Source organism: Streptomyces sp. NPDC000134 (genome assembly GCF_042899225.1).
Taxonomy (GTDB): domain Bacteria; phylum Actinomycetota; class Actinomycetes; order Streptomycetales; family Streptomycetaceae; genus Streptomyces.
In genome coordinates, this window is sequence record NZ_JBIAZN010000024.1 from 15218 (window position 1) to 35769 (window position 20552).

At 73.6% G+C, this 20552-nt stretch carries 17 protein-coding genes; 12 read left to right on the forward strand and 5 right to left on the reverse strand.

Annotated elements, in window-relative coordinates:
• Positions 1-31 precede the first annotated feature (31 nt).
• The 7 genes from ACFY32_RS29040 to ACFY32_RS29070 all read left to right on the forward strand — a co-directional run bounded on the left by ACFY32_RS29040 (position 32) and on the right by ACFY32_RS29070 (position 9481).
• Positions 32-2902: an amino acid adenylation domain-containing protein gene (locus ACFY32_RS29040; protein WP_390675796.1), complete on the forward strand. Its 2871-nt coding sequence runs from the start codon at positions 32-34 to the stop codon at positions 2900-2902.
• Positions 2903-2991: 89 nt separating this feature from the next.
• Positions 2992-3084 carry an Ms4533A family Cys-rich leader peptide gene (locus tag ACFY32_RS29045; protein ID WP_359199456.1) on the forward strand — a complete coding sequence of 31 codons (93 nt, stop codon included), beginning with the start codon at positions 2992-2994 and terminating at the stop codon, positions 3082-3084.
• 193 nt (positions 3085-3277) lie between these two features.
• Positions 3278-5002 (forward strand): ABC transporter substrate-binding protein, encoded by a 1725-nt coding sequence (locus ACFY32_RS29050; protein ID WP_359199459.1) that lies wholly within the window; start codon positions 3278-3280, stop codon positions 5000-5002.
• A 4-nt stretch (positions 5003-5006) separates the two neighbouring features.
• On the forward strand, positions 5007-6005 hold the full coding sequence (locus ACFY32_RS29055) for an ABC transporter permease (RefSeq protein ID WP_390675797.1): 999 nt from the start codon (positions 5007-5009) through the stop codon (positions 6003-6005).
• A gap of 5 nt (positions 6006-6010) precedes the next feature.
• Positions 6011-7009 carry an ABC transporter permease gene (locus tag ACFY32_RS29060; RefSeq protein WP_359199757.1) on the forward strand — a complete coding sequence of 333 codons (999 nt, stop codon included), beginning with the start codon at positions 6011-6013 and terminating at the stop codon, positions 7007-7009.
• Complete coding sequence (locus tag ACFY32_RS29065) at positions 7006-8604, forward strand: ABC transporter ATP-binding protein (protein ID WP_359199466.1); 1599 nt, start codon at positions 7006-7008, stop codon at positions 8602-8604. Before ACFY32_RS29060 ends, ACFY32_RS29065 begins: the two co-directional genes overlap by 4 nt.
• Positions 8605-8695: 91 nt before the next feature.
• Positions 8696-9481 (forward strand): hypothetical protein, encoded by a 786-nt coding sequence (locus ACFY32_RS29070; RefSeq protein WP_390675798.1) that lies wholly within the window; start codon positions 8696-8698, stop codon positions 9479-9481.
• 4 nt (positions 9482-9485) lie between these two features.
• Here the strand turns inward: ACFY32_RS29070 and ACFY32_RS29075 are convergent, their stop codons facing one another.
• Positions 9486-9860, reverse strand: coding sequence for a hypothetical protein (locus ACFY32_RS29075; protein WP_359199472.1), 375 nt, complete (start codon positions 9858-9860; stop codon positions 9486-9488).
• Positions 9861-10105: 245 nt separating this feature from the next.
• Here ACFY32_RS29075 and argG point away from each other — a divergent pair, with 245 nt between their 5' ends.
• Both argG and ACFY32_RS29085 read left to right on the forward strand, forming a co-directional pair.
• A complete protein-coding gene (gene argG / locus ACFY32_RS29080; protein ID WP_359199760.1) occupies positions 10106-11551 on the forward strand; it encodes an argininosuccinate synthase in 1446 nt (481 codons plus the stop codon).
• A gap of 110 nt (positions 11552-11661) precedes the next feature.
• Positions 11662-12339 carry an ABC transporter ATP-binding protein gene (locus ACFY32_RS29085; protein ID WP_359199475.1) on the forward strand — a complete coding sequence of 226 codons (678 nt, stop codon included), beginning with the start codon at positions 11662-11664 and terminating at the stop codon, positions 12337-12339.
• On the opposite strand, the gene ACFY32_RS29090 is transcribed toward ACFY32_RS29085, so the two are convergent.
• A complete protein-coding gene (locus ACFY32_RS29090) occupies positions 12329-13489 on the reverse strand; it encodes a hypothetical protein (protein WP_359199478.1) in 1161 nt (386 codons plus the stop codon). The genes ACFY32_RS29085 and ACFY32_RS29090 overlap by 11 nt on opposite strands.
• Before the next feature lie 238 nt (positions 13490-13727).
• Here ACFY32_RS29090 and ACFY32_RS29095 point away from each other — a divergent pair, with 238 nt between their 5' ends.
• Positions 13728-14531 (forward strand): ABC transporter permease, encoded by an 804-nt coding sequence (locus ACFY32_RS29095; protein WP_390675799.1) that lies wholly within the window; start codon positions 13728-13730, stop codon positions 14529-14531.
• Positions 14532-14626: 95 nt separating this feature from the next.
• Entirely contained in the window at positions 14627-15595 is a 969-nt protein-coding gene (locus tag ACFY32_RS29100) for an NAD-dependent epimerase/dehydratase family protein (RefSeq protein WP_359199484.1), read from the forward strand.
• Here the strand turns inward: ACFY32_RS29100 and ACFY32_RS29105 are convergent.
• Together ACFY32_RS29105 and ACFY32_RS29110 are read right to left on the reverse strand one after the other, a co-directional pair.
• Entirely contained in the window at positions 15586-17163 is a 1578-nt protein-coding gene (locus ACFY32_RS29105; RefSeq protein WP_390675800.1) for an aminotransferase class I/II-fold pyridoxal phosphate-dependent enzyme, read from the reverse strand. The genes ACFY32_RS29100 and ACFY32_RS29105 overlap by 10 nt on opposite strands.
• A gap of 24 nt (positions 17164-17187) precedes the next feature.
• Complete coding sequence (locus ACFY32_RS29110) at positions 17188-18849, reverse strand: AMP-binding protein (RefSeq protein WP_359199490.1); 1662 nt, start codon at positions 18847-18849, stop codon at positions 17188-17190.
• Positions 18850-19069: 220 nt separating this feature from the next.
• On the opposite strand from ACFY32_RS29110, the gene ACFY32_RS29115 reads away from it, so the two are divergent.
• Positions 19070-19813: a hypothetical protein gene (locus tag ACFY32_RS29115; protein WP_390675801.1), complete on the forward strand. Its 744-nt coding sequence runs from the start codon at positions 19070-19072 to the stop codon at positions 19811-19813.
• 87 nt (positions 19814-19900) lie between these two features.
• Here the strand turns inward: ACFY32_RS29115 and ACFY32_RS29120 are convergent, their stop codons facing one another.
• Positions 19901-20551 (reverse strand): glyoxalase, encoded by a 651-nt coding sequence (locus tag ACFY32_RS29120; RefSeq protein WP_359199496.1) that lies wholly within the window; start codon positions 20549-20551, stop codon positions 19901-19903.
• Position 20552 lies beyond the last annotated feature (1 nt).

Here is a 20552-nt window from a genome sequence, read left to right on the forward strand (position 1 = left end):
CCTCTTCCCGGCCTCACCCGAAGGAGTGCGTGTGTCCGTCTCCAGCGAAGCGGTCGCGGAGGTCCCCGCGGCCGGTCACCCGAGCGGTCGGTTCTTCGCCCGCGCCGAGTTCGGCGCCGACCCCGCCCGCGCCTGCCACAGCCTCGTCAGACGGCTGCCCGCCGGGACCGGCGCGGCGGCCGTGCGCGCTCACCTCGCCGCCCTGACGGACCGTCACCCCGTGCTGCGGGGCACTCAGTTGTTCGACGAGACGCTGGAGGTCACGGCGGGTGACACGATCGCCCATCGGCGCCGCGGCCGGGAGGCCGGCCGCGCGGTCGACGGCGCCCCGGTCGTCGCGCGGGCCGTCGTACTGGAGTACGCCGACGGCGCCGCCGACCTGGTGCTGGTGGCCCACCGCCGCGCCGTGGACCGGCGCGCCCTGGACCAACTGGCCTCGGCCCTGACCGACCCGGCGCTCCCCGTGACCCTGCCCGAACCGGCCGCCGGCGCCGGCCCCCGGCACGGCGCTCCGCCCGAGCTGCCCTGGGGCCTGGGCGACCCGGCCGGGGCGGGCCGCACCGGCACCGTCGTCCTGACCACCACGACGGTCGCGCGGGACGCGGCGGTGGCGGTGCCGGTGGCGGCCACCGCGGCCGTGCTGGCCCGCTACGGCGGGACGGAGCACGCCGAGTTCGCACTGCTCACCGCAGGACCGGAGACGGCGGACACCCAGCGGTCGGTCACGCTCCCGGCCGGGGCCGCCACCGCCCTGTCCGACCTGCTCGACGCCGCCGCGCACGCCGGCACCACCGACGGGGCGCCGCTGTCCGGCGCTCCGGCGGTCGGCGTCCTGCTGACCGAGGGCCGCGCCGGTGACGTCTACCGGCCCGTCCTCGCACCGGTCTTCCCGGTGACCCTGGCCTGGCAGTACGACGCGGACGGCACCCTCAGCGGTGTCCTGCGGTACGACGAGGAGGTGCTGGACCCGGTGATCGCCGGGCAGTTCGCCGGGCACGTCGACCGCCTGGTGGACGCCCTGGCGCACGCCCCGGCCGGGACCCGGGTCGGTGACGTCGAACTGGTGGACCCCGGGGAGGCCGCCGCGATCATCGCCGCCGGACGCACCCCCGCCCGGGGCGGCACCTCGGCCGCGACCGTCCACGAACTGTTCCGCGCGGTGGCCGCCGCCCGCCCGGACGCCCCCGCGCTGACCGACGCGGACCGCACGCTGAGCTACGGCGAGCTGGACGCCCGGTCCGACGCGGTGGCCGGCGCGCTGCGCGGCCACGGGGTGGCACCGGGCGACCTGGTCGGTGTCTGCCTCGACCGGGACGCCGACCTGGTGATCGCCCTGCTGGGGGTGCTCAAGGCCGGTGCGGCGTACGTCCCGATGGACGTCACGTATCCGGCGGAGCGGCTGGTGCACACGGTGACCGACTCCGGTGCCCGGACGGTGCTCGCCTCGGCGGCGGACTTCCCCGCCGTCGACGGGGTGAGCGTCCTGCACCCCGGCGAGCTGACCGGTGCGCCGGTCGCGGACCCGGGCGCCGGCCCCGACGACATCGCCTACGTCATCTACACCTCCGGCTCCACCGGGCGGCCCAAGGGCGTCGCGGTCCCCCACCGCAACGTCGGCGCGCTGCTCTCGGCGACCGCCGAGGACTTCCGGCTCGGCCCGGCGGACACCTGGACGATGTTCCACTCCAGCGCGTTCGACTTCTCGGTGTGGGAGATCTGGGGCGCGCTGCTGACCGGCGGGCACCTGGTCGTGGTGCCGTACTTCGTCGCCCGCGGCCCGGAGGACTTCCACGACCTGCTGGTACGGCACCGGGTCACCGTCCTGAGCCAGACCCCGTCCGCGTTCGCCATGCTCAAGGAGGCCGACCTGCGGCGCCCGGCCGGACTCGCGGTGCGGCTGGTGGTCTTCGGCGGTGAGCCGCTGGACGTGCGGCTGCTCCAGGACTGGTTCGGCCGGCACCCGCACACCCGGTGCCGGGTGGTCAACATGTTCGGCATCACCGAGACCACCGTGCATGTCACCAGCCAGACGCTCACTCCCGCCGACACCGCCGCCGGTTCCCGGTCGGTGGGCCGCGCGCTGCCCGGCTGGTCGGTGTCCGTGCGGGACACCGCGGGCCGCGTCCAGCCCTTCGGGGTGCCCGGCGAGATCTACGTCGGCGGGGCGGGCGTGGCCAGTCACTACCTCAACCAGGAGGAGCTGACCGCCGCCCGGTTCGGGCCCGACCCGGTCACGGGGGAACGCGTCTACCGCAGCGGCGATCTGGGCAGGCTGCGCCCGGACGGGCGCCTGGACCACCTCGGCCGGATCGACGGCCAGGTCAAGGTGCGCGGCTTCCGCATCGAACTCGGCGAGATCCGCTCGGTCCTGCTGGAGGACCCCGACGTCACCGCCGCGGCGGTCGTGCTCGGCGGCGACACCGACGACGCGGCCGGCGTCCGCCTGGACGCGTACCTGGTGGCGAAGCACGACGCGGTGCCGGTGGAGGAGATCCGGCGCCGGGCGGCGCGCTACCTGCCGGAGTACATGGTGCCGGCCACCTTCACCCTGCTGCCCGAACTGCCGCTGACCGTCAACGGCAAGATCGACGTGAGCGGACTGAAGCCGGCCGCCGAGACCGCCGAGACCGCCGAGGCCGCCGGGGCGGGAGAGCCGGCGGACGACCCGGTGCTGCGGGTGTGGCGCGAGGTCCTCGGCAAGCAGGTCGGCCCGGACGACGACTTCTTCGCCTTCGGCGGCAACTCACTGCTCGCGGTGAAGCTGTCCGGCGCGCTGCGCAGGGCCGGACTGCCCCCGGTCACCCTGCGCGAGCTGTACATCCACCCGACGGCGGCCGAGGTCAGCGCGCTGCTCACCGGCCGCGAGGCCGCCGGGGCGCCGGGCGGGCACCCCGCGGTGTGACCGGGGCCGGGGCCGTGCCGCCCGGCCCCGGCCGCGGCGGCACCCCGGCCGCTTTGACTTCTGTCGTAAGTTCGTTCATATTTCTGCCCATGTCGTCCGCCCACGCCGCCGCACGCGCCGCCTTCGAGCTGGCGCTGATCGGTGTGACCCCGCTCTGCGTGGCCGACATTCTCTGTCGCTGACGTCCGCCTCCGGCGCGTACGTCGCGTTGCTCGACCTTTCCTGACCTCCTCCGGATTCCCCGGTGCGCCTTCGCGTGCCGGTCGGTGTCCGGCGGCCGTCACGACCGTGCCGGGGCGAACTCCTCCGACAGTCTCCCCCCGTGTCACCGCCGCCCGAGATCCCGAGGCGGCTCGTCCGAGAGGTCGTTCCCCGATGTCGCACTCGTCCCGCAGAACGCGCCGCGCCGCCGCCGCGTTGACCGTCAGCCTGATCGTGACGGCCGGTGCGGCCGCCTGCGGGCCGGAGGACAACGATGCCAAGTCCGGCGGCGCGGACGCCGAACCCCGCAAGGGCGGCACGCTCACCGTCCTCAACGCCAACCCCCAGCAGGACTTCGACCCGGCCCGGCTCTACACCTCCGGCGGCGGCAACGTGCCCTCCCTGGTCTTCCGCACCCTGACCACCCGCAACCGGGAGAACGGGGCCGAGGGCGCCGAGGTGGTGCCCGACCTCGCCACCGACACCGGCCGTCCCAACAAGGACGCCACCGTGTGGACGTACACCCTGAAGGAAGGGCTGAAGTACGAGGACGGCACCGAGATCACCGCCGCCGACATCAAGTACGGCATCGAGCGGTCCTTCGCCGCCGAACTGTCCGGCGGCGCCCCCTACTTGCGGGACTGGCTGATCGGCGGGGCCGACTACCAGGGGCCCTACAAGGACAAGGGCAAGGGGCTGGACTCCATCGAGACGCCCGACGAGCGGACCATCGTCTTCCATCTGAACAAGCCCGAGGGCGAGTTCCCCTACCTGGCCACCCAGACCCAGTTCGCACCGGTGCCGAAATCCGCCGACAAGGGCACCGAGTACGAGAAGCACCCCGTCTCCTCGGGCCCGTACAAGGTGGTGGAGAACCAGAACGACGGCGAACGGCTGGTCCTGGAGCGCAACCCGCACTGGTCGGCGAAGACGGACGCCGAACGCAAGGCGTACCCGGACCGGATCGACGTCCGCTCGGGCCTGGACTCCTCGGTCATCAACCAGCGGCTGTCCGCCTCCCAGGGCGCCGACGCCGCCGCCGTCACCACCGACACCAACCTCGGCCCGGCCGAACTCGCCAAGGTCAGCGGCGACAAGGAACTCGCCTCCCGGGTCGGCACCGGCCACTTCGGCTACACCAACTACCTCGCCTTCAACCCCGAGGTGAAGCCGTTCGACGACCCGAAGGTGCGCCAGGCCGTCGCGTACGCCGTGGACCGCAGCTCGGTGGTGAACGCGGCGGGCGGTTCGTCGCTGGCCGAGCCGGCCACGACGTATCTGCCGAACCAGAAGTCCTTCGGGTACACGCCCTACGACCACTTCCCGGCCGGTGACTCCGGGAACCCGGCCAAGGCCAGGCAACTGCTGAAGGAAGCGGGCCACCCCGACGGGCTGACCGTCACGCTCACCCACTCCAACGCCAAGGACTTCGAGACCGGCCCGGAGATCGCCACCGCCCTCCAGGACGCCCTGAAGAAGGCCGGCATCACCGTGAAGCTGGAGGGTCTGGAGGAGAACGACTACTCCGACACCATCCACGACGTGAAGACCGAGCCCGGGTTCTTCCTGGCGCACTGGGGCGCCGACTGGCCGTCCGGCGGCCCGTTCCTCGCCCCGATCTTCGACGGCCGGCAGATCGTGAAGGACGGCGCCAACTTCAACACCGGCTTCCTCGACGACGAGTCGGTCAACGACGAGATCGACGCCATCAACAAGCTCACCGACCTGGACGCGGCGGCCGAGCGCTGGGGCGCCCTGGACAAGAAGATCGGCGAGCGGGCGCTGACCGTGCCGCTGTTCCACCCCGTCTACAAGCGGCTGTACGGCAAGGACATCAAGAACGTCGTGATCAGCGACTGGACCGGTGTGCTGGACATCTCCCAGGTCGCGGTGAAGTGACTCCATGAGTGAGGCCCAGGTGGTCTCCGAGGTCGCGGAGGCGGGCACCGAACTGGTGCTCGCCCCCGCCTCGGGGGCCCGTCAGTTCTGGCGGCGGCTGCGCGCGCAGCGGGCCGCCCTCGTCGCGGCGGGCGCCGTCGCGCTGCTCGTCCTGCTCGCACTCGCCGCTCCGCTGCTCACCGCGCTGGAGGGCCAGAGCCCGACCACGTACCACCCGGACCTGGTCGACTCCGCTCGCGGCGGGGTGCCCGTCGGCGCGCTCGGCGGCATCGGCGCCGACCACTGGCTCGGCGTCGAACCCCAGACCGGACGCGACCTGTTCGCGCGGCTGGTGTACGGCGCCCGGGTCTCCCTCGGCGTCGCGCTCGCGGCGACGCTGGTCGAGGTCGCCCTCGGCGTCCTCGTCGGCATCGCCGCCGGGCTCGGGAGCCGGTGGGTCGACCAGGCATTGAGCCGGTTCACGGACGTGGTGGTGGCGCTGCCGCTGATGGTGATGTCCCTGGCGCTGCTGGCGATCGTGCCGGCCGGGTTCCCGCGTCCGGTGCTGGTCGCGGGCGTGATCGGGCTGATCGGCTGGGGGACCATCGCCCGGATCGTCCGCGCCTCGACCCTGGCCCTCAAGCAGCTCGACCATGTGGCCGCCGCCCGGCTCAGCGGCTGGGGCTCCTGGCGGATCGCCCGCCGTGAGCTGCTGCCCGCGCTGGGCGCGCCGGTCATCACCTACGCCGCGCTGCTGGTCCCGGTGAACATCACGGCCGAGGCCGCGCTCAGCTTCCTCGGCGCCGGGGTGAAGCCCCCGACCCCGTCCTGGGGGCAGATGCTGACCTCGGCGAACGTCTGGTACCAGGCGGCCCCGCAGTATCTGCTGCTGCCCGCCGGGCTGCTGTTCGTCACCGTGCTCGCCCTGACCGTCCTCGGCGACGGGGTGCGCCGCGCCCTCGACCCGCGGGCGGCCTCCCGGCTGGGCGTCGGCACCGGCCGCCGCAAGGAGGCACGCGCATGAGCGCCCTGCACGGCTTCGCCGGCTTCGTCCTGCGCCGCGCCCTCGGCGCCGTCCTGACGCTGCTGGCCATCTCGGTGCTCGTGTACGTCGTCTTCTACGCCGCTCCCGGCGACGTCGCCCAGATCACCTGCGGCCCGCGCTGCTCCCCAGCCCAGGTCCAGCAGGTCGCGGCGCAGCTCCGGCTCGACGATCCGCTGTACGCGCGGTACCTGCACTTCCTCCAGGGCGTGCTGGCCGGCCACGACTACTCCACGGGGACGTCCGTGCAGCACTGCCCGGCGCCGTGCCTGGGCCTGTCGTACCAGAGCGACCAGCAGGTCACCGAGCTGATCCTGGCCAAGCTGCCGGTCACCGCCTCGCTGGCGTTCGGCGCGATGGTGCTGTGGCTGCTGCTCGGGGTGGGCGCCGGGGTCCTCGCGGTGTGGCGGCGCGGCCGCCTGGAGGAGCGGGTGCTGACCGGGATCACCCTGGCCGGCTGGGCGACGCCCGTGTTCGTCATCGGGCTGCTGCTGATGATCGTGGTCTGCGGCCAGTTGCGGTGGCTGCCCTTCCCGCAGTACGTGCCGTTCGGCGACGATCCGGAGCAGTGGGCGTGGAACCTGCTGCTGCCGTGGCTGTCGCTGGCGCTGATCGAGGCCGCCAAGTACGCGCGGCTGACCCGGGCGGCGATGCTGGAGACCCTCGCCGAGGACCATGTGCGCACCTTCCGCGCCTACGGCGTCGGCGAGCGGGCCATCGTGGGGCGGCACGCCCTGCGGGGCGCGGTGGGTCCGCTGATCGCGCTGAACGCCAACGACCTGGGGTCGCTGTTCGGCGGGGCGGTGCTCACCGAGTCGCTGTTCGGACTGCCCGGGATCGGGCGTGAACTGGTGCACGCCGTGAACGTCGTCGACCTGCCGGTCGTCGTCGGCATGGTGGTGCTGACCGGGTTCTTCGTGGTGCTCGCGGGTGCCGTCGCGGACGTGCTGTACGCGCTGGCCGACCGAAGGACGGTGCTGTCATGAGTCTGGTCGAGGTCGATGGGCTGTCGGTCTCCTTCGGTGCGGTGCGCGCGGTGGAGAGGCTCTCCCTGCGTCTGGCCAAGGGGGCCGCGCTCGGGCTGGTCGGCGAGTCCGGTTCCGGCAAGTCCACGGTGGCGTCCGCGCTGCTCGGGCTGCACCGGGGCACCGGCGCCGAGGTGACCGGCACGGTCCGCGTCGCCGGCACCGACGTCGGCGCGGCGTCCGAGGCGGAGCTGCGGACGCTGCGCGGCGGGACGGCGGCGATGGTCTTCCAGGACCCGCTGTCCTCCCTCGACCCCTACTACGCGGTCGGCGACCAGATCGCCGAGGTGTACCGGGCGCACCGCCGGGTGTCCCGGCGGGCGGCACGCTCGCGTGCCGTGCAGGTGCTGGACCGGGTGGGCATCCCCGACGCCGCCCGGCGGGCGCGGTCCCGGCCGCACGAGTTCAGCGGCGGCATGCGGCAGCGGGCGCTGATCGCGATGGCCCTGGCCTGCGAGCCCGAGCTGCTCGTCGCGGACGAGCCCACCACCGCCCTGGACGTGACCGTGCAGGCCCAGATCCTGGACCTGCTGCACACCCTGCGCCGGGAGACGGGCATGGGGCTGCTGCTGGTCACCCATGACGTGGGGGTGGCCGCGGAGAGCGCGGACGAGGTCCTCGTGATGCGGCACGGACGCGCCGTCGAGCACGGACCGGTCGCCTCCGTGCTGGGGTCGCCGGCCCGGACGTACACCCGGCGACTGCTGGCGTCGGTGCCCCGGGTGGAGGTGCCCCGCCCGCGTCCCCCGGCCGGCGCGGCACCGGGCGCGGTCGTGCTGGAGGCCGTCGGTCTGCGCCGGGTCTTCGGGCGCGGGGCGAAGGCGTTCACGGCGGTCGACGACGTGTCGGTGGAGGTGCGGCGCGGCGAGACGCTGGGCGTGGTGGGCGAGAGCGGCAGCGGCAAGACCACGCTCGGCCGGATGCTGGTGGGGCTGCTGGAGCCGACGGCCGGGCAGGTCCGCCGCGACGGTGTGGCCGTGACGGGCGTCCACCGGGACGTCCAGATGGTGTTCCAGGACCCCGTCTCCTCCCTCAACCCGCGCCGCAGCGTGGGCGAGTCGGTCGCCGACCCGCTGCGCGCCCGGGGCGAGCGGGACCCGGCGGTCCGCGCCCGGGTGGCGGAACTGCTGGAGCGGGTCGGTCTGGACGCCGCGCACTACGACCGCTATCCGCACGAGTTCAGCGGGGGCCAGCGGCAGCGGGTCGGCATCGCCCGCGCGCTGGCCGCCGAGCCGCGCGTGCTGGTCTGCGACGAGCCCGTCTCGGCGCTGGACGTGACGACGCAGGCGCAGGTCGTCGCGCTCCTGGACGAGCTGCGGCGCGAGCTGGGCCTGGCCTTGGTGTTCATCGCCCATGACCTGGCCGTCGTCCGGCAGGTCAGCGACCGGCTGGCGGTGATGCGCGGGGGGCGCGTGGTCGAGTACGGCCCGGCCGACGAGATCTACCGCTCCCCCCGGGACCCGTACACCAGGCGGCTCCTGGCCGCCGTGCCCGCACTCGATCCGTCCCTGGCGGCGCTGCGGCGGGCGGAGCGCCGGGAGCCGGCGGCGCGCTGAGGCGCGAGGAGGGCTTCCGGTCCGCCCATGCCCTCTGCCGCGATCGGCCCGGTCCCGGTATGACTGAGCCATCGCGGCGGAGGGGACGGGTGTGGTGGTCATCGGTATCGGCTTGATCGTGGTGCTGGGCGGGGGTGCCTGGGCGGCCCGGCACTGGGCCAGGTATCCGGGTGCCTGGGGCTTCGCGTTCGGCCGCGGGCACCGGGAGCGCCGGCGGGCGCTGGCGGCGGCGCGCGGCGCGGCCCGCGCCTGGGCGCGCCGGTCGGAGCAGGACGAGTCCTGGGCGGGCCGGGAACTGGCCCGCGCGGAGGCCGAGCGCGAGCAGCGACTGGCCGACGCGGCACGGCACCTCGCCGCGCTGCGCGCGCCCGGCCCCGGCCGGAGACTGGACGCGCTCGGGGAACTGACCCTGTTCCGGCACCGGCTGGTGATCAGGACGTCCGCCGGGACCACCCGTGCGATCGGGCTGGCCGACCTGGAGGTCCGCTTCGAACCCGGACGGCTCAACCACTCCGTCTACTGCGTCGACGCCACCGGGCGCGTGCACCGGGCGAGGTACCCGCACTCCCCGCCCGCCACCGACCCGGACGAGCCGCGGTACGACGAGGACCGGGTGCGCGACTTCACCGTGACCGTCCAGAACGCGATCGCCGAGGAGAGGTCCTTCCGCGCCCGGCTGCCCGGACGGCTGAAGGAGGCCGAGGCGGAACTGGCGGAGCTGCGGGCGGACACCGGCGCCGTGGACACGGCACGGGAGCGGCTGGCCCGGCTGCGCGAGCTGAACCGCCGGGACCCCCGCCGCGAGGCCGCTCGGGCCGCGCTGGAGGAGGCCCGCGAGGACTGGCGGAAGCTGACCGGGCGGCTGCCCCCGGGGTGATCCGTCAGGCGGCGAGGCGCTGCGCCGACGCCCGCACCGGGGCCTCGGGGATGCGCACCGGCGCGACCCGGGCCCTGGCCGGCGAGGCCGGGGTGCGGGCCGGGCGCACCCGGTACGTCGTCTTGGTGGGGTCCACCAGGGGCTCGCCGAGCGTGATCCGTCCCGTGTCGTACAGCCGGTCGCAGACCGCGGTCGGCAGCGCGACGTAGCACCCGCCCCGGCCGGTGCGGGCGTCGTACGGCTGCCAGTAGCCGTAGCGGCGGCGGCCGCCGGTGTGCACGGTGACGAAGACCGGGGTGCGCGGGTCGGCCATGAGCCGGAGCACACCGCTGCCGCCGGCGTCGGGCGACGCACCGGACGAGTACTGGGACTTCGACATGATCAACCCCCCGCGACCGTGACCGTGGGCCTGCGGAACACCGGGGCGGCCGGCCGGACGGCGGCGGGCCGTCGTCGCACCGGAGTCGAGGACGGAAGTCATCAGCGGTCGCCTTTCAAGGACGGTAACTCAAGATCATCTACCCAATCCAACCAGATGTTGATCTGCTTTGCTCAACTTTCTTTGCCCCGTGTGTCGTTGAGTATGGCTTTGCATGACCATGCGAGTTGATGCATACTCTTGCTATGTCCAAGGTCCTCACCTCCCTTCCCGCCGGCGAGCGCGTCGGCATCGCCTTCTCCGGCGGCCTCGACACCTCGGTCGCGGTCGCGTGGATGCGCGACAAGGGCGCCGTCCCGTGCACCTACACCGCCGACATCGGCCAGTACGACGAACCCGACATCGCCTCGGTGCCCGGCCGTGCGAAGACCTACGGTGCCGAGGTCGCGCGCCTGGTCGACTGCCGGGCGGCACTCGTCGAGGAGGGCCTGGCCGCGCTGGCCTGCGGCGCGTTCCACATCCGCTCGGGCGGGCGGGCCTACTTCAACACCACGCCGCTCGGCCGCGCCGTCACGGGCACGCTGCTGGTCCGGGCGATGCTCGAGGACGACGTGCAGATCTGGGGCGACGGCTCGACGTTCAAGGGCAACGACATCGAGCGGTTCTACCGGTACGGGCTGCTCGCCAACCCGCACCTGCGGATCTACAAGCCCTGGCTGGACGCGGACTTCGTGACCGAGCTGGGCGGCCGCAAGGAGATGTCGGAGTGGCTCCTCGCCCATGACCTGCCCTACCGCGACAGCGCGGAGAAGGCGTACTCCACCGACGCCAACATCTGGGGCGCCACCCACGAGGCGAAGACCCTCGAACACCTCGACACCAGCGTGGAGACCGTCGAGCCGATCATGGGCGTCCGGTTCTGGGACCCCGAGGTGGAGATCCCCGCCGAGGACGTCACCATCGGCTTCGACCAGGGCCGCCCGGTGACGATCAACGGCAAGGAGTTCGCCTCCGCCGTCGACCTGGTGATGGAGGCCAACGCCATCGGCGGCCGGCACGGCCTGGGCATGTCCGACCAGATCGAGAACCGGATCATCGAGGCCAAGAGCCGCGGCATCTACGAGGCCCCGGGCATGGCCCTGCTGCACGCCGCGTACGAGCGGCTGGTCAACGCCATCCACAACGAGGACACCCTCGCCCAGTACCACACCGAGGGCCGGCGCCTGGGCCGTCTCATGTACGAGGGCCGCTGGCTGGACCCGCAGGCGCTGATGGTGCGCGAGTCCCTCCAGCGCTGGGTCGGCGCCGCCGTCACCGGTGAGGTGACGCTGCGGCTGCGGCGCGGCGAGGACTACTCGATCCTGGACACCAGCGGCCCGGCGTTCAGCTACCACCCGGACAAGCTGTCCATGGAGCGCACCGAGGACTCGGCGTTCGGCCCGGTGGACCGGATCGGCCAGCTCACCATGCGCAACCTGGACATCGCCGACTCCCGCGCCAAGCTGGAGCAGTACGCGGGCATCGGTCTGATCGGCACCGCCAACCCCGCCATCGGTGCCGCCCAGGCCGCGGCGACCGGGCTGATCGGCAGCATGCCGGAGGGCGGCGCGGAGGCCATCGCCTCGCGCGGCGAGGTCTCCGGCGACGACGAACTGCTCGACCGCGCCGCGATGGAGTCCGGCACGGACTGACCCGCCCCGTGCACGAGCCCCCCCCGCCGGGACCGGCGGGGGGGCTCGTCCGCGTCAGGTCGGGTCCCGCCGGAAGGGTGGCGCACGGCGCGGTCCGTCGTTGTACGGGCATGGCATCCACACACGCGGCACACATCGCGACCTCGTCGGCTCCGGCGCTCCAGGTGACGGACGTGGCGAAGACGTTCGGAAGGAGGGAGGTCCTGCGGGGCGTCGCCCTGGAACTGCCGAGCGGCTGCCTGGCGGGAGTGGTCGGGGAGAACGGATCGGGGAAGTCGACCCTCCTGAACATCCTGGCCGGACGCCTCGCGCCGGACTCGGGCACGGTGCGGGTCGCGGGCCGGGTCGGGTACTGCCCGCAGGAGCCCGTACTGAACGCTTCGTTCACGGTGGACCAGCATCTGGAACTGTTCCGCGCCGCCTACGGGCTCGTGACCCTCGACCGGGCGTACGAACTGGTGGAGGCGCTCGGGTTCGCCGCGTACCGCGGGGAGCGGGTCGACCGGCTCAGTGGCGGCACCCGGCAGAAACTCAACGTGGTGCTGGCGCTGATGCACGAGCCTCCGCTACTGCTGCTGGACGAGCCCTACCAGGGCTTCGACTGGGAGACCTATCACCGGTTCTGGGGTCTGGCCGGGGAACTGCGGGCCGGGGGATGCACGTTGCTCGTCGTCTCGCACATCGCTCACGACATCGAACGGTTCGACCGGCTGTGGCGCATGGAGGAGGGCTGCCTGGTGCCGGACGAGCACCCGGACTCCGGGCCGGGCGGACGTGTCACCCGGTAGCCAGCGGACGGCTGTAGAGGCGGTAGCGCTTGGTGACGCGGCCGCCGACCCGGGAGGCGGCGGCGTTCACCGGGTGGTTGTCCTCCAGCACCCATGAGGCCTCACCGGTGGTCATCCCCCGGGCCCGCCCCGCCTTGGACAGCGCCAGGTACATCAGCAGTTCCAGTCCGCGGCCGCGGTACTCCTCGCTGACCCCCAGGGCCGCCAGTCGTACTCGGTCCAGGCGCCGCTTGGCGTGCAGGAAGCGGACCAGGCCCAACGGCAGTCCGCAGGTGAACAGGCGTCCGCGGGCCGCGGCCAGCGCCTGGGCGATGTCCGGGAGGGCCAGGGCGAACCCGGCGGGGTGGCCGCCCACCTCGCCGATGACCACCAGGTCGGAATGGACGAACGGCCGGAGCCGGCGCGCCAGGGCGGCGAACTCGGCCCGGGTGAAGGGGCAGACGCCCCAGTTGTCACCCAGGGCAGCGTTGTACAGCGTGCGCACCAGTTCGGCTTCGTCGGTGAAGCGGCGCAGGTCGACCTGCCGGACGGTGAGGGAACCGCCGCGGGCGAGCCGGGAGGCCGCCCGCACCAGACCGGGGTCCTCATGGACGGTCAGCGGGAATTCCCAGGCCAGCAGGTCCTTGACCCCGGTGAATCCGGCCTGTTCGAGATGGCGGGGGTAGTAGGCGGGCGTGTAGGGCATCATGACCGCCGGCTCGCGGTCGAAGCCGTCGACCAGGAGTCCGCACTCGTCGTTGGTGGTGAAGGACATGGGCCCCACCATCGTCGGCCGCTCCCGCGCGCCCAGCCAGGCGGCCGCGGCGTCGGTGAGGGCCCGGGTGACCGCCGCGTCGTCGATCGCGTCGTAGAAGCCGAAGAAGCCGGTCGGGCGGCCGTGGTGCTCGTCGAAACGGGGGTCGACGTGCGCGGCGATCCTGCCGACGACCCGGCCCCGGCGACGGGCGAGGAACATCTGGGCCGCTCCTCGTTCGAAGAACGGATTCCTGCGCGGGTCCAGCAGGTCGCGCTGCTCGCTGCGCAGCGGCGGTACCCACAGGGGCAGGCGCCGGTGGAGGCGGTAGGGCAGGTCCAGGAAGGCGGAGCGGTCCGAGGAGGTACGTACGGCGGTGATCTCCACGGGTTCGGTCGCGGGCGGTGCTGCGGGCACGGGGGGTTCTCCTTGCTGGGTCACCGCCCGAGCGGAGCACGGGCGGTGAAGCGGGGGTTCGTGATGCCCAACGACCCGGGTGGCCGGTGATTACTCCGGTGTCCGCGAGGCTTCCCGAGCCGCGCCGCAGTCATGTCGCACGGCGTGTCCTCGCCCCCGGGCGACTCGTTGACGAGCAGGAAAGGGACCGGCCGGCGGCACAAGGTACCGGCGGCGCCGAGGAAGAAACGGGGTGGCGATGAGAGCCGCGCGATTGCTGGGGTGTGCCACGCGGTTCGCGATGGTCGAGCATGCTCGCAACCGGCTGGCCGTCGCGTTGATGGTGGTGTTCGTTCCGCTGTGGGTGACCCTGGCCAGGCTGACGGTCGGTTCCGAAGCGATGCGCTTCCGGCTGCGCGCCACGGGTGAGGTGCTGGCGGCCAACGGCAGCCAGTTGACACAGATCACGGGTGCCATGAACGCGATCACCGGGATCATCGGATTCATGATGTTCGCCGCCACCTTCAGCAGCGGCAGCTTCGACCAGCGCCTGGTGATGGCCGGTTTCCCCCGCGTTCACCTGCTTGCGGCGAAGGTCGTCTGCATGTCCCTGGCGGCGATCGCTCTCGTCGCGTACGCCACTGTGGTGCTGTGCGTCTTCTGGTCACCTCGGCAGCCCTTCCTGCTGGCCGCGGCGCTGTTCTCCACCGCGCTGACCTACGGGGCGATCGGAGTGGCCCTCGGCGCGCTGCTGCGCAGGGAGGTGGAGGGGATGTTCGCCATCGTGATGCTGTCCGTCACCGACATCGTGCTGCAGAACCCGGTGCAGAGTTCCTCCGCCGAGACCGGCTTCGTCTCCTGCCTGCCCTCGTACGGCGCCATGCAGACGGCGGTCGCCGCCGGCTTCTCCGACACCGCGCTGCCGGGTTGTCTGCTGCTCCCCCTGTCGTGGTTCGCGGTCGCCGCCGCGTTCAGCCTGTGGACCTTCCACCGGCGCACCCGTGTCGCTCCGCGTGCCGTGACGCCGCCCGTGCCGGCCGCACCCGTCGCCACGGGCCGGTGATCCCCGTGCGCGGTCCCCGGGTGGACCCCTCGTCCCCACAGCGGCCTTCTTCGACCGCCGGCGAGGCGGCGTGGCGGGGCAGGCAGGTCGCGGTGGTGGGAGCGACCGGGTTCATCGGCCGTCGTCTGTGCCACCGCGTCATCGCGGCGGGCGCCAGGGTGGTCGCGCTGGTCCGGCCCTCCTCCGACCCGGGCCCGCTCCCCGCCCACGGCATCCGCTACGTCACGGGTGACCTGACGACCGGTGAAGGGCTGGCCGCGCTGGTGGACGGCGCGGACGTGGTGGTGCATCTCGGCGGTGTCACCACGGCGCGGCGGAGCACGGCGTACTGGGACTGCAACGCGGCCGGCACCCACCGCCTCGCGCGGGAAGCCGCCGCACGGCCCGAGCCGCCCGTGTTCGTCCACTGCTCCTCCCTGGCGGCCGCGGGCCCGGCGCCCGCGTTCGACCGGCCCCGCACCGAATCGGACGTGCCCGCGCCGGTCTCGCTGTACGGGCACAGCAAGTTGGCGGGCGAGCGGGCGGCACGGGCACTGTCCGACCGGATGCCGGTCACCGTCATCCGGCCGCCGGCCGTCTACGGCCCCGGTGACCCCTTGCTGGTGCCGTCCGTGCTGCCGATGATCCGCGCCGGGCTGCTGGTCTCCTGCGGTCGCGGAGCCCGCGGCTTCAGCCTGATCCACGTGGACGATCTGTGCGCTGCCCTGATGGCCGCGGCCGTGCGCGCGCCGCGCACGAGCCCGGTGGGCAGCGACGGTCTGTACTACGTCTCCGACGGCCGCATCCATAGCTGGGAGGGTTTCGCCGCGGCACTGGCCACCGCACTCGGACGCCGGCCGCCGCGCCGGGTCGGCGTTCCGGCTGCCGCGGTCGCGGCGGTGGCCCTGCTCGGCGAACCGGCCGGCCGGCTACGCCGCGTCCCCCCGGCCCTGACGAGGGACAAGGCGCGCGAACTGGCTCACCCCTGGTGGACGTGCGCGGACGGGAAGGCGCGCCGGGACTGGGGGTTCGCCCCCGAGGTGGGGCTGGAGGAGGGCATGGCCGGGTTGTTTCCTCATGTCTGAGGCACCGGACTGTCAGCGGTCGCGTCGCCCGTCCCCGCCAGCAGAGCCGCGGTGGCGGTCACCGCGTCATGGATCTGGGCGTCGGTGTGACGCGCCGAGACGAAGAAGCGCAGCCGCGCCTGCCCGCGTTCGACGGCCGGAGACACGAAGGGGCACACGCTGATGCCCCGTTCCCCGAGGCGCGCGGCCAGTTCCAGGGCCACCCCGTCGTCACCGACGACGACCGGGACCACACAGGAACCGGTGCTGCTCCTGCCGGTGTCCAGCCCGGCGTCCCGGGCGAGGGTGCGGAACAGCTCCGCCCGGCGACGGGCGGTGGCGGCGAGCCGGGGCCGCACGCGCAACTGGCCGAGGGCCGCGTGCGCGGCCGCGGCCACACTGGGCGCCATGCCGCAGCCGTACACGAATCCCGGAGTGGTCTGCCGCAGGTGGGTGATCAGGCCGGTGTCACCGACGATGAATCCGCCGCTGCTGGCCAGCGCCTTGGACAAGGTGCCCATGCGCACGTCGATCACGCTCGCGGGCAGTCCCCAGTGGTCGGTCACACCGGCCCCGGCGGGCCCCAGCACGCCGATGCTGTGCGCCTCGTCCACGTACAGCATCACGTCGTGCCGCTCCCGCAGGGCCACCAGCGCCGGCAGATCGGCGAGGTCGCCGTCCATGCTGTAGACGCCCTCCACCACGACGATCGCCCGCCGGTGGTGGCGCCTCTCCATGGTCAGGAGTTCGTCCAGGAACGCGATGTCGTTGTGGGGGAAGACGCGTCTGCGGGCCCCGGACAGCTCGGCTCCCTGCACCAGGCTGTTGTGGGCGAGCGCGTCGTGGACGATCAGATCCGGCGGGCCCGCCAGGTGGCCGAGCACCGAGACGTTCGTCGCGTGTCCGGAGACGAAGGCCACGGCCGCCTCCGCCCCCAGGAAGTCCGCCAGCGCCGATTCCAGGGAGCGGTGGATCGGCCGTTCCCCGGAAGCGGCGCGGCTCGCGGCCACGGTGGTGCCGTAACGGTCGATGGCCTCCTTCGCCGCGCGCATCACCTCCGGATCGCTGCCGAGGCCCAGATAGTCGAAGCCGGAGAACATCGTCATCGTCCGCTCGCCGACCACGGTGGTCGCCCCGGGCCGGCCGTCGTGCAGAGCGAAGTACGGGCTGGCCACCCGCGTGCGCCGCACCAGATCCACCACCGCCTGCAGCCCCCGCTGCCGGTCCCCCGCCGGGGGCGGGGCATCGCCGTGGCCGGTGCCGGTGACGTCGGCGCGCTCAGGCCGCTGCCCGGCTGCGGAAACCGGCGCGGAGGACCGGCCGGTCCGGGCGGCCGGCATCTGGACGGCGGGCCCGCAGGCCGCGATCACGTCGCACAGTTCGCCTGCCGTACGGGCCTGTGCCACCTCCGTGTCCATGAGGCGCACGCCCAGTTCCCGTTCCACGATGACGAGCATTTCCATCACCTGGAGTGAGCCCAGTCCCAGAGTGTGCAGGTCGGTGTGCTCGTCGAGTGGCGGGACGGGGTGGCCGGACACAGTCCGGCATGCCTGCTGAAGTACGCTCAACAGCGTGTCACGGGAAGGCACCGGGACTCCTTTCATCTGCGGGTTTCATCTGCGGGTCGAACTGGTGCGCTGTGCGAGGTAGGCCGTGCGCATCTGCTGGCGGCGCGGCTTGCCCGAGGTGGTGCGCAGCACGCTTCCCGGTCGGCCGAGGACCACGTCACCGACCGGTACGGACAGGTGCTGGGCGACCACTCGGCGGACCGCGTCGGCCACCGTGGGTTCGTGGCCCGGTTCGCACTCGGCCAGCACCACCACTTCCTCGGTGTCGACTCCGGGACGGGTGAAGGCCACCGCTCCGTGCGGCCGCACTCCGTCGACCGTCTCCGCGAGCCATTCCACGCGCTGCGGGTCGATGTTGCGCCCGTTGACGATCAGTACGTCCTTGCACCGCCCCACCACGTGCAGGCCGCCCTCATCGGTCACATAGCCGCGGTCTCCGGTGCGCAGCCAGCCGTCCGCCCGGAACACCTGCTCCGAGACGGATTCGTCCCCCACATAGCCACCGGCCACGGAAGGACCCTTCGCCCAGACCTCCCCCACCTGCCGCTCGCGGCACGGCCGCCCCGCCTCGTCCGTGATCCGCACGGTGTGGCCCGGCAAGGGGTGACCGCACGAGACGACCTCCAGCGTCCGGCGGCCCGCGGCGGCGGGAACGGCGCACTGCCGGCGGTGCAGCGCGTCGCTGTCCACCCGGTCACTGCGCAGGCCGCCGGGGGAGACGGCCAGCGCCAGGGTGTGCTCCGCCAGGCCGTAGCACGGCCGGACCGCGTCCGCGCGCAGTCCGGCGGGTTCGTGGACGCGGATGAAGGATTCCAGGGTCGGCCGGTTGACCGGTTCTCCCCCGCACAGCAGAACGCGTGCCCGCGTCAGGTCCAGCCCGGCCACCGTCTGCGGGCCGGACCGGCGGGCGGCGAGCGCGTACGCGAAATTGGGGGCCGCGGTGATGGTGCCGCCGACCTCGGCCATGCCGCGCATCCACGACCGCGGATCGCGGAGGAAGGACAGCGGTGTCATGAGGGTGACCGACACCCCCACCGCCATCGGTGCCAGGACGAACCCCACGAGTCCCATGTCGTGGTGGAGCGGCAGCCAGCTCACCCCGTGGTCCCGTCCGGCCTCCGCCGCCAGTGCGTCGCGCATGATCCCCACGCAGTTGGCCAGCAGGGCGCCGCTCGTCGAAGCCACCGCTCGGGGGCGTCCCGTGCTTCCGCTGGTGAACTGCAGATACGCCACCTGCTCCGCGTCGAACCGCGGCGCCGTCACCGCGCCGGTCGCCGGGACCGGCAGCTCGGCATGGGCGACACGGTCGATGCCTGTGCCCGGCACGGCGCGCAGCACATCCTCGGGTCCGACGAGTGTCCTGGCCGACACCATGTCCAGCGCCGACGCCACCGACGCCCACCAACCGGCCGCGCCACCCCATGCCGGCGGTGCCACCGGAACCGGGACCGCGCCCCTCCACATCGCCCCCAGGAACGCCGCGACGAACGGCTGCGGCAGTGCGGTGACCACGGCGACCCGGTCCCCCGGACGCACCCCCCGGCGCGCCAGGCCCTCCGCATGGTCCCGCACCGCGGTCAGCAGCCCGGCGCGCGACACCTCCACGAACGCCCCGTCGGCCGCGTAGCGATGCGCCAGCGCGCGGTCCCCCTCCCAGGAATCCAGTCGGGACAGCACCCAGTGGTCGCCGCCCATCCCGTTTCTCATCGGCCTCTCCTCGTCACCGCGTATGAGGGACAACGAGCCAGTCCCCGAAGGGTGCCGCACGCTACCCACCGCCGACCGGACGAATCGCGCGGCCGTTCCGACGCGCGCCCGGTCGGCCTTCGGTGGACAGTGGGCACATGAACCGTCATCGACGCCCACCCCGGCGGGCCCCCTGGATCGCGGGCGGCACCGCCGCGCTGATCCTCGGCGGGGTCGGGGTGTGGGCGTTGGTGCACTCCGGCGACGGATCGCCCGAGCCCTCGCCGTCCTCCTCGGCCGACCTGTCGCTGCCGACCCTGGCACCGCTGCCGTCCGCGACGTCGAGCACAGCACGGCCGACGCCGACCCGCACCCCGGGCCCCGCCTCGCCGAGGCCCCGGACACCCGCTCCCCGGCCCACGGCGACATCCGGCACCGGGCGCCCGCCCGCACCGCCGAGCGGCCGGCCGACCCGCCCCGGCGCCCCGGCCACACCGACGCCCCGTACCACCCGGAACACCCCGGCCCCACCCTCACGACGCGCGACGCCACCAAGACCGACGGCGCCCGGAACCCCGGGCACGCGCACGTCGGCACCGGGACGGACACCGACCGCGCGGCCGTCGGCCCCCGGACGGACACCGACCGCCCGCCCGTCGGCACCGGTGCGGACACCGAGCACCCGGCCCTCCGCACCCGGACGGACACCGACCGCCCACCCCACGGCACCGGTGCGGACACCGAGCACCCGGCCCTCCACGCCGGTACGGACCCCCGGTACACCCACGCCGGGACACACGCCGGGCACGCCGGCGCCGGCCACGAGCGCGCCCGCACCGACACCCGCACGGACGAATCCCGCGTCACGCACACCCGCCCCCACGCCCATCCCCACCCCCGTCCCGTCCGCCGGTACGACGTGGTACACCTCCCCCGTCGCCGTGGCGGCCGCGCGGCGGATGGCCGCCGCCGGTGCGGTGGGTGACCCGGCGTGCGCGGTGGCCGCGTACGGGCAGCCCGATCCCGCGCTGGTGCCGCCGGTGGGCCGGATCGGCATCGGCGAGAGCGACGGCTATGTGTGCCTGGTCTTCTGAGGCCCGCCCGCCGCGGCCGGCGACACGGCCTCCCAGACGAAGCCGTCCGGGTCGGTGAACGGCCCGGCGGCGCTGCCGATCGCGATCCGGTGGGAGCCGGTGCCGTCGGGGGCGACACCGGCGACCTTGGCCAGGGCGCGGCGCTTGTAGAGGGCCAGCTTGACGGTGTCCGGCCCGGAGGCGAACTCGACGTACTTGCCGCCGAAGCTCTTGGCGACGGCGAGGCCGTGGCCGACGTGGAACCGCTTGCTCGCGGCCACATCCGCCACGCCGAGCAGGAGCACGATGTCGTCGACCCGCCCGGTCGCCGGGCCGGTGTCCTTCTTGGCGGACGACACGAGCTGCCAGACCGTCCCGTCGGGGGCCCGTACGACGCCGCCGTAGCCCCACAGGGACTTCGCGGCGGGCTTGAGCACCGCGGCACCGGCGGCCACGGCGGCGTCGAACAGGGCGCGTACGCCGGCCGGCTGGGACACCACGAGGGAGAGGGTGAACCCGCGGAAGCCGGTCGTCGGTGCCTCGGAGGCACGCAGACGCAACCGCGGGTCCGGCCCGAAAGCGGTGTCGTAGAAGCGCCGGGCGGCCGTGAGGTCGGCCACCTCCAGGGTGACGGAGTCGATGGATGCCATG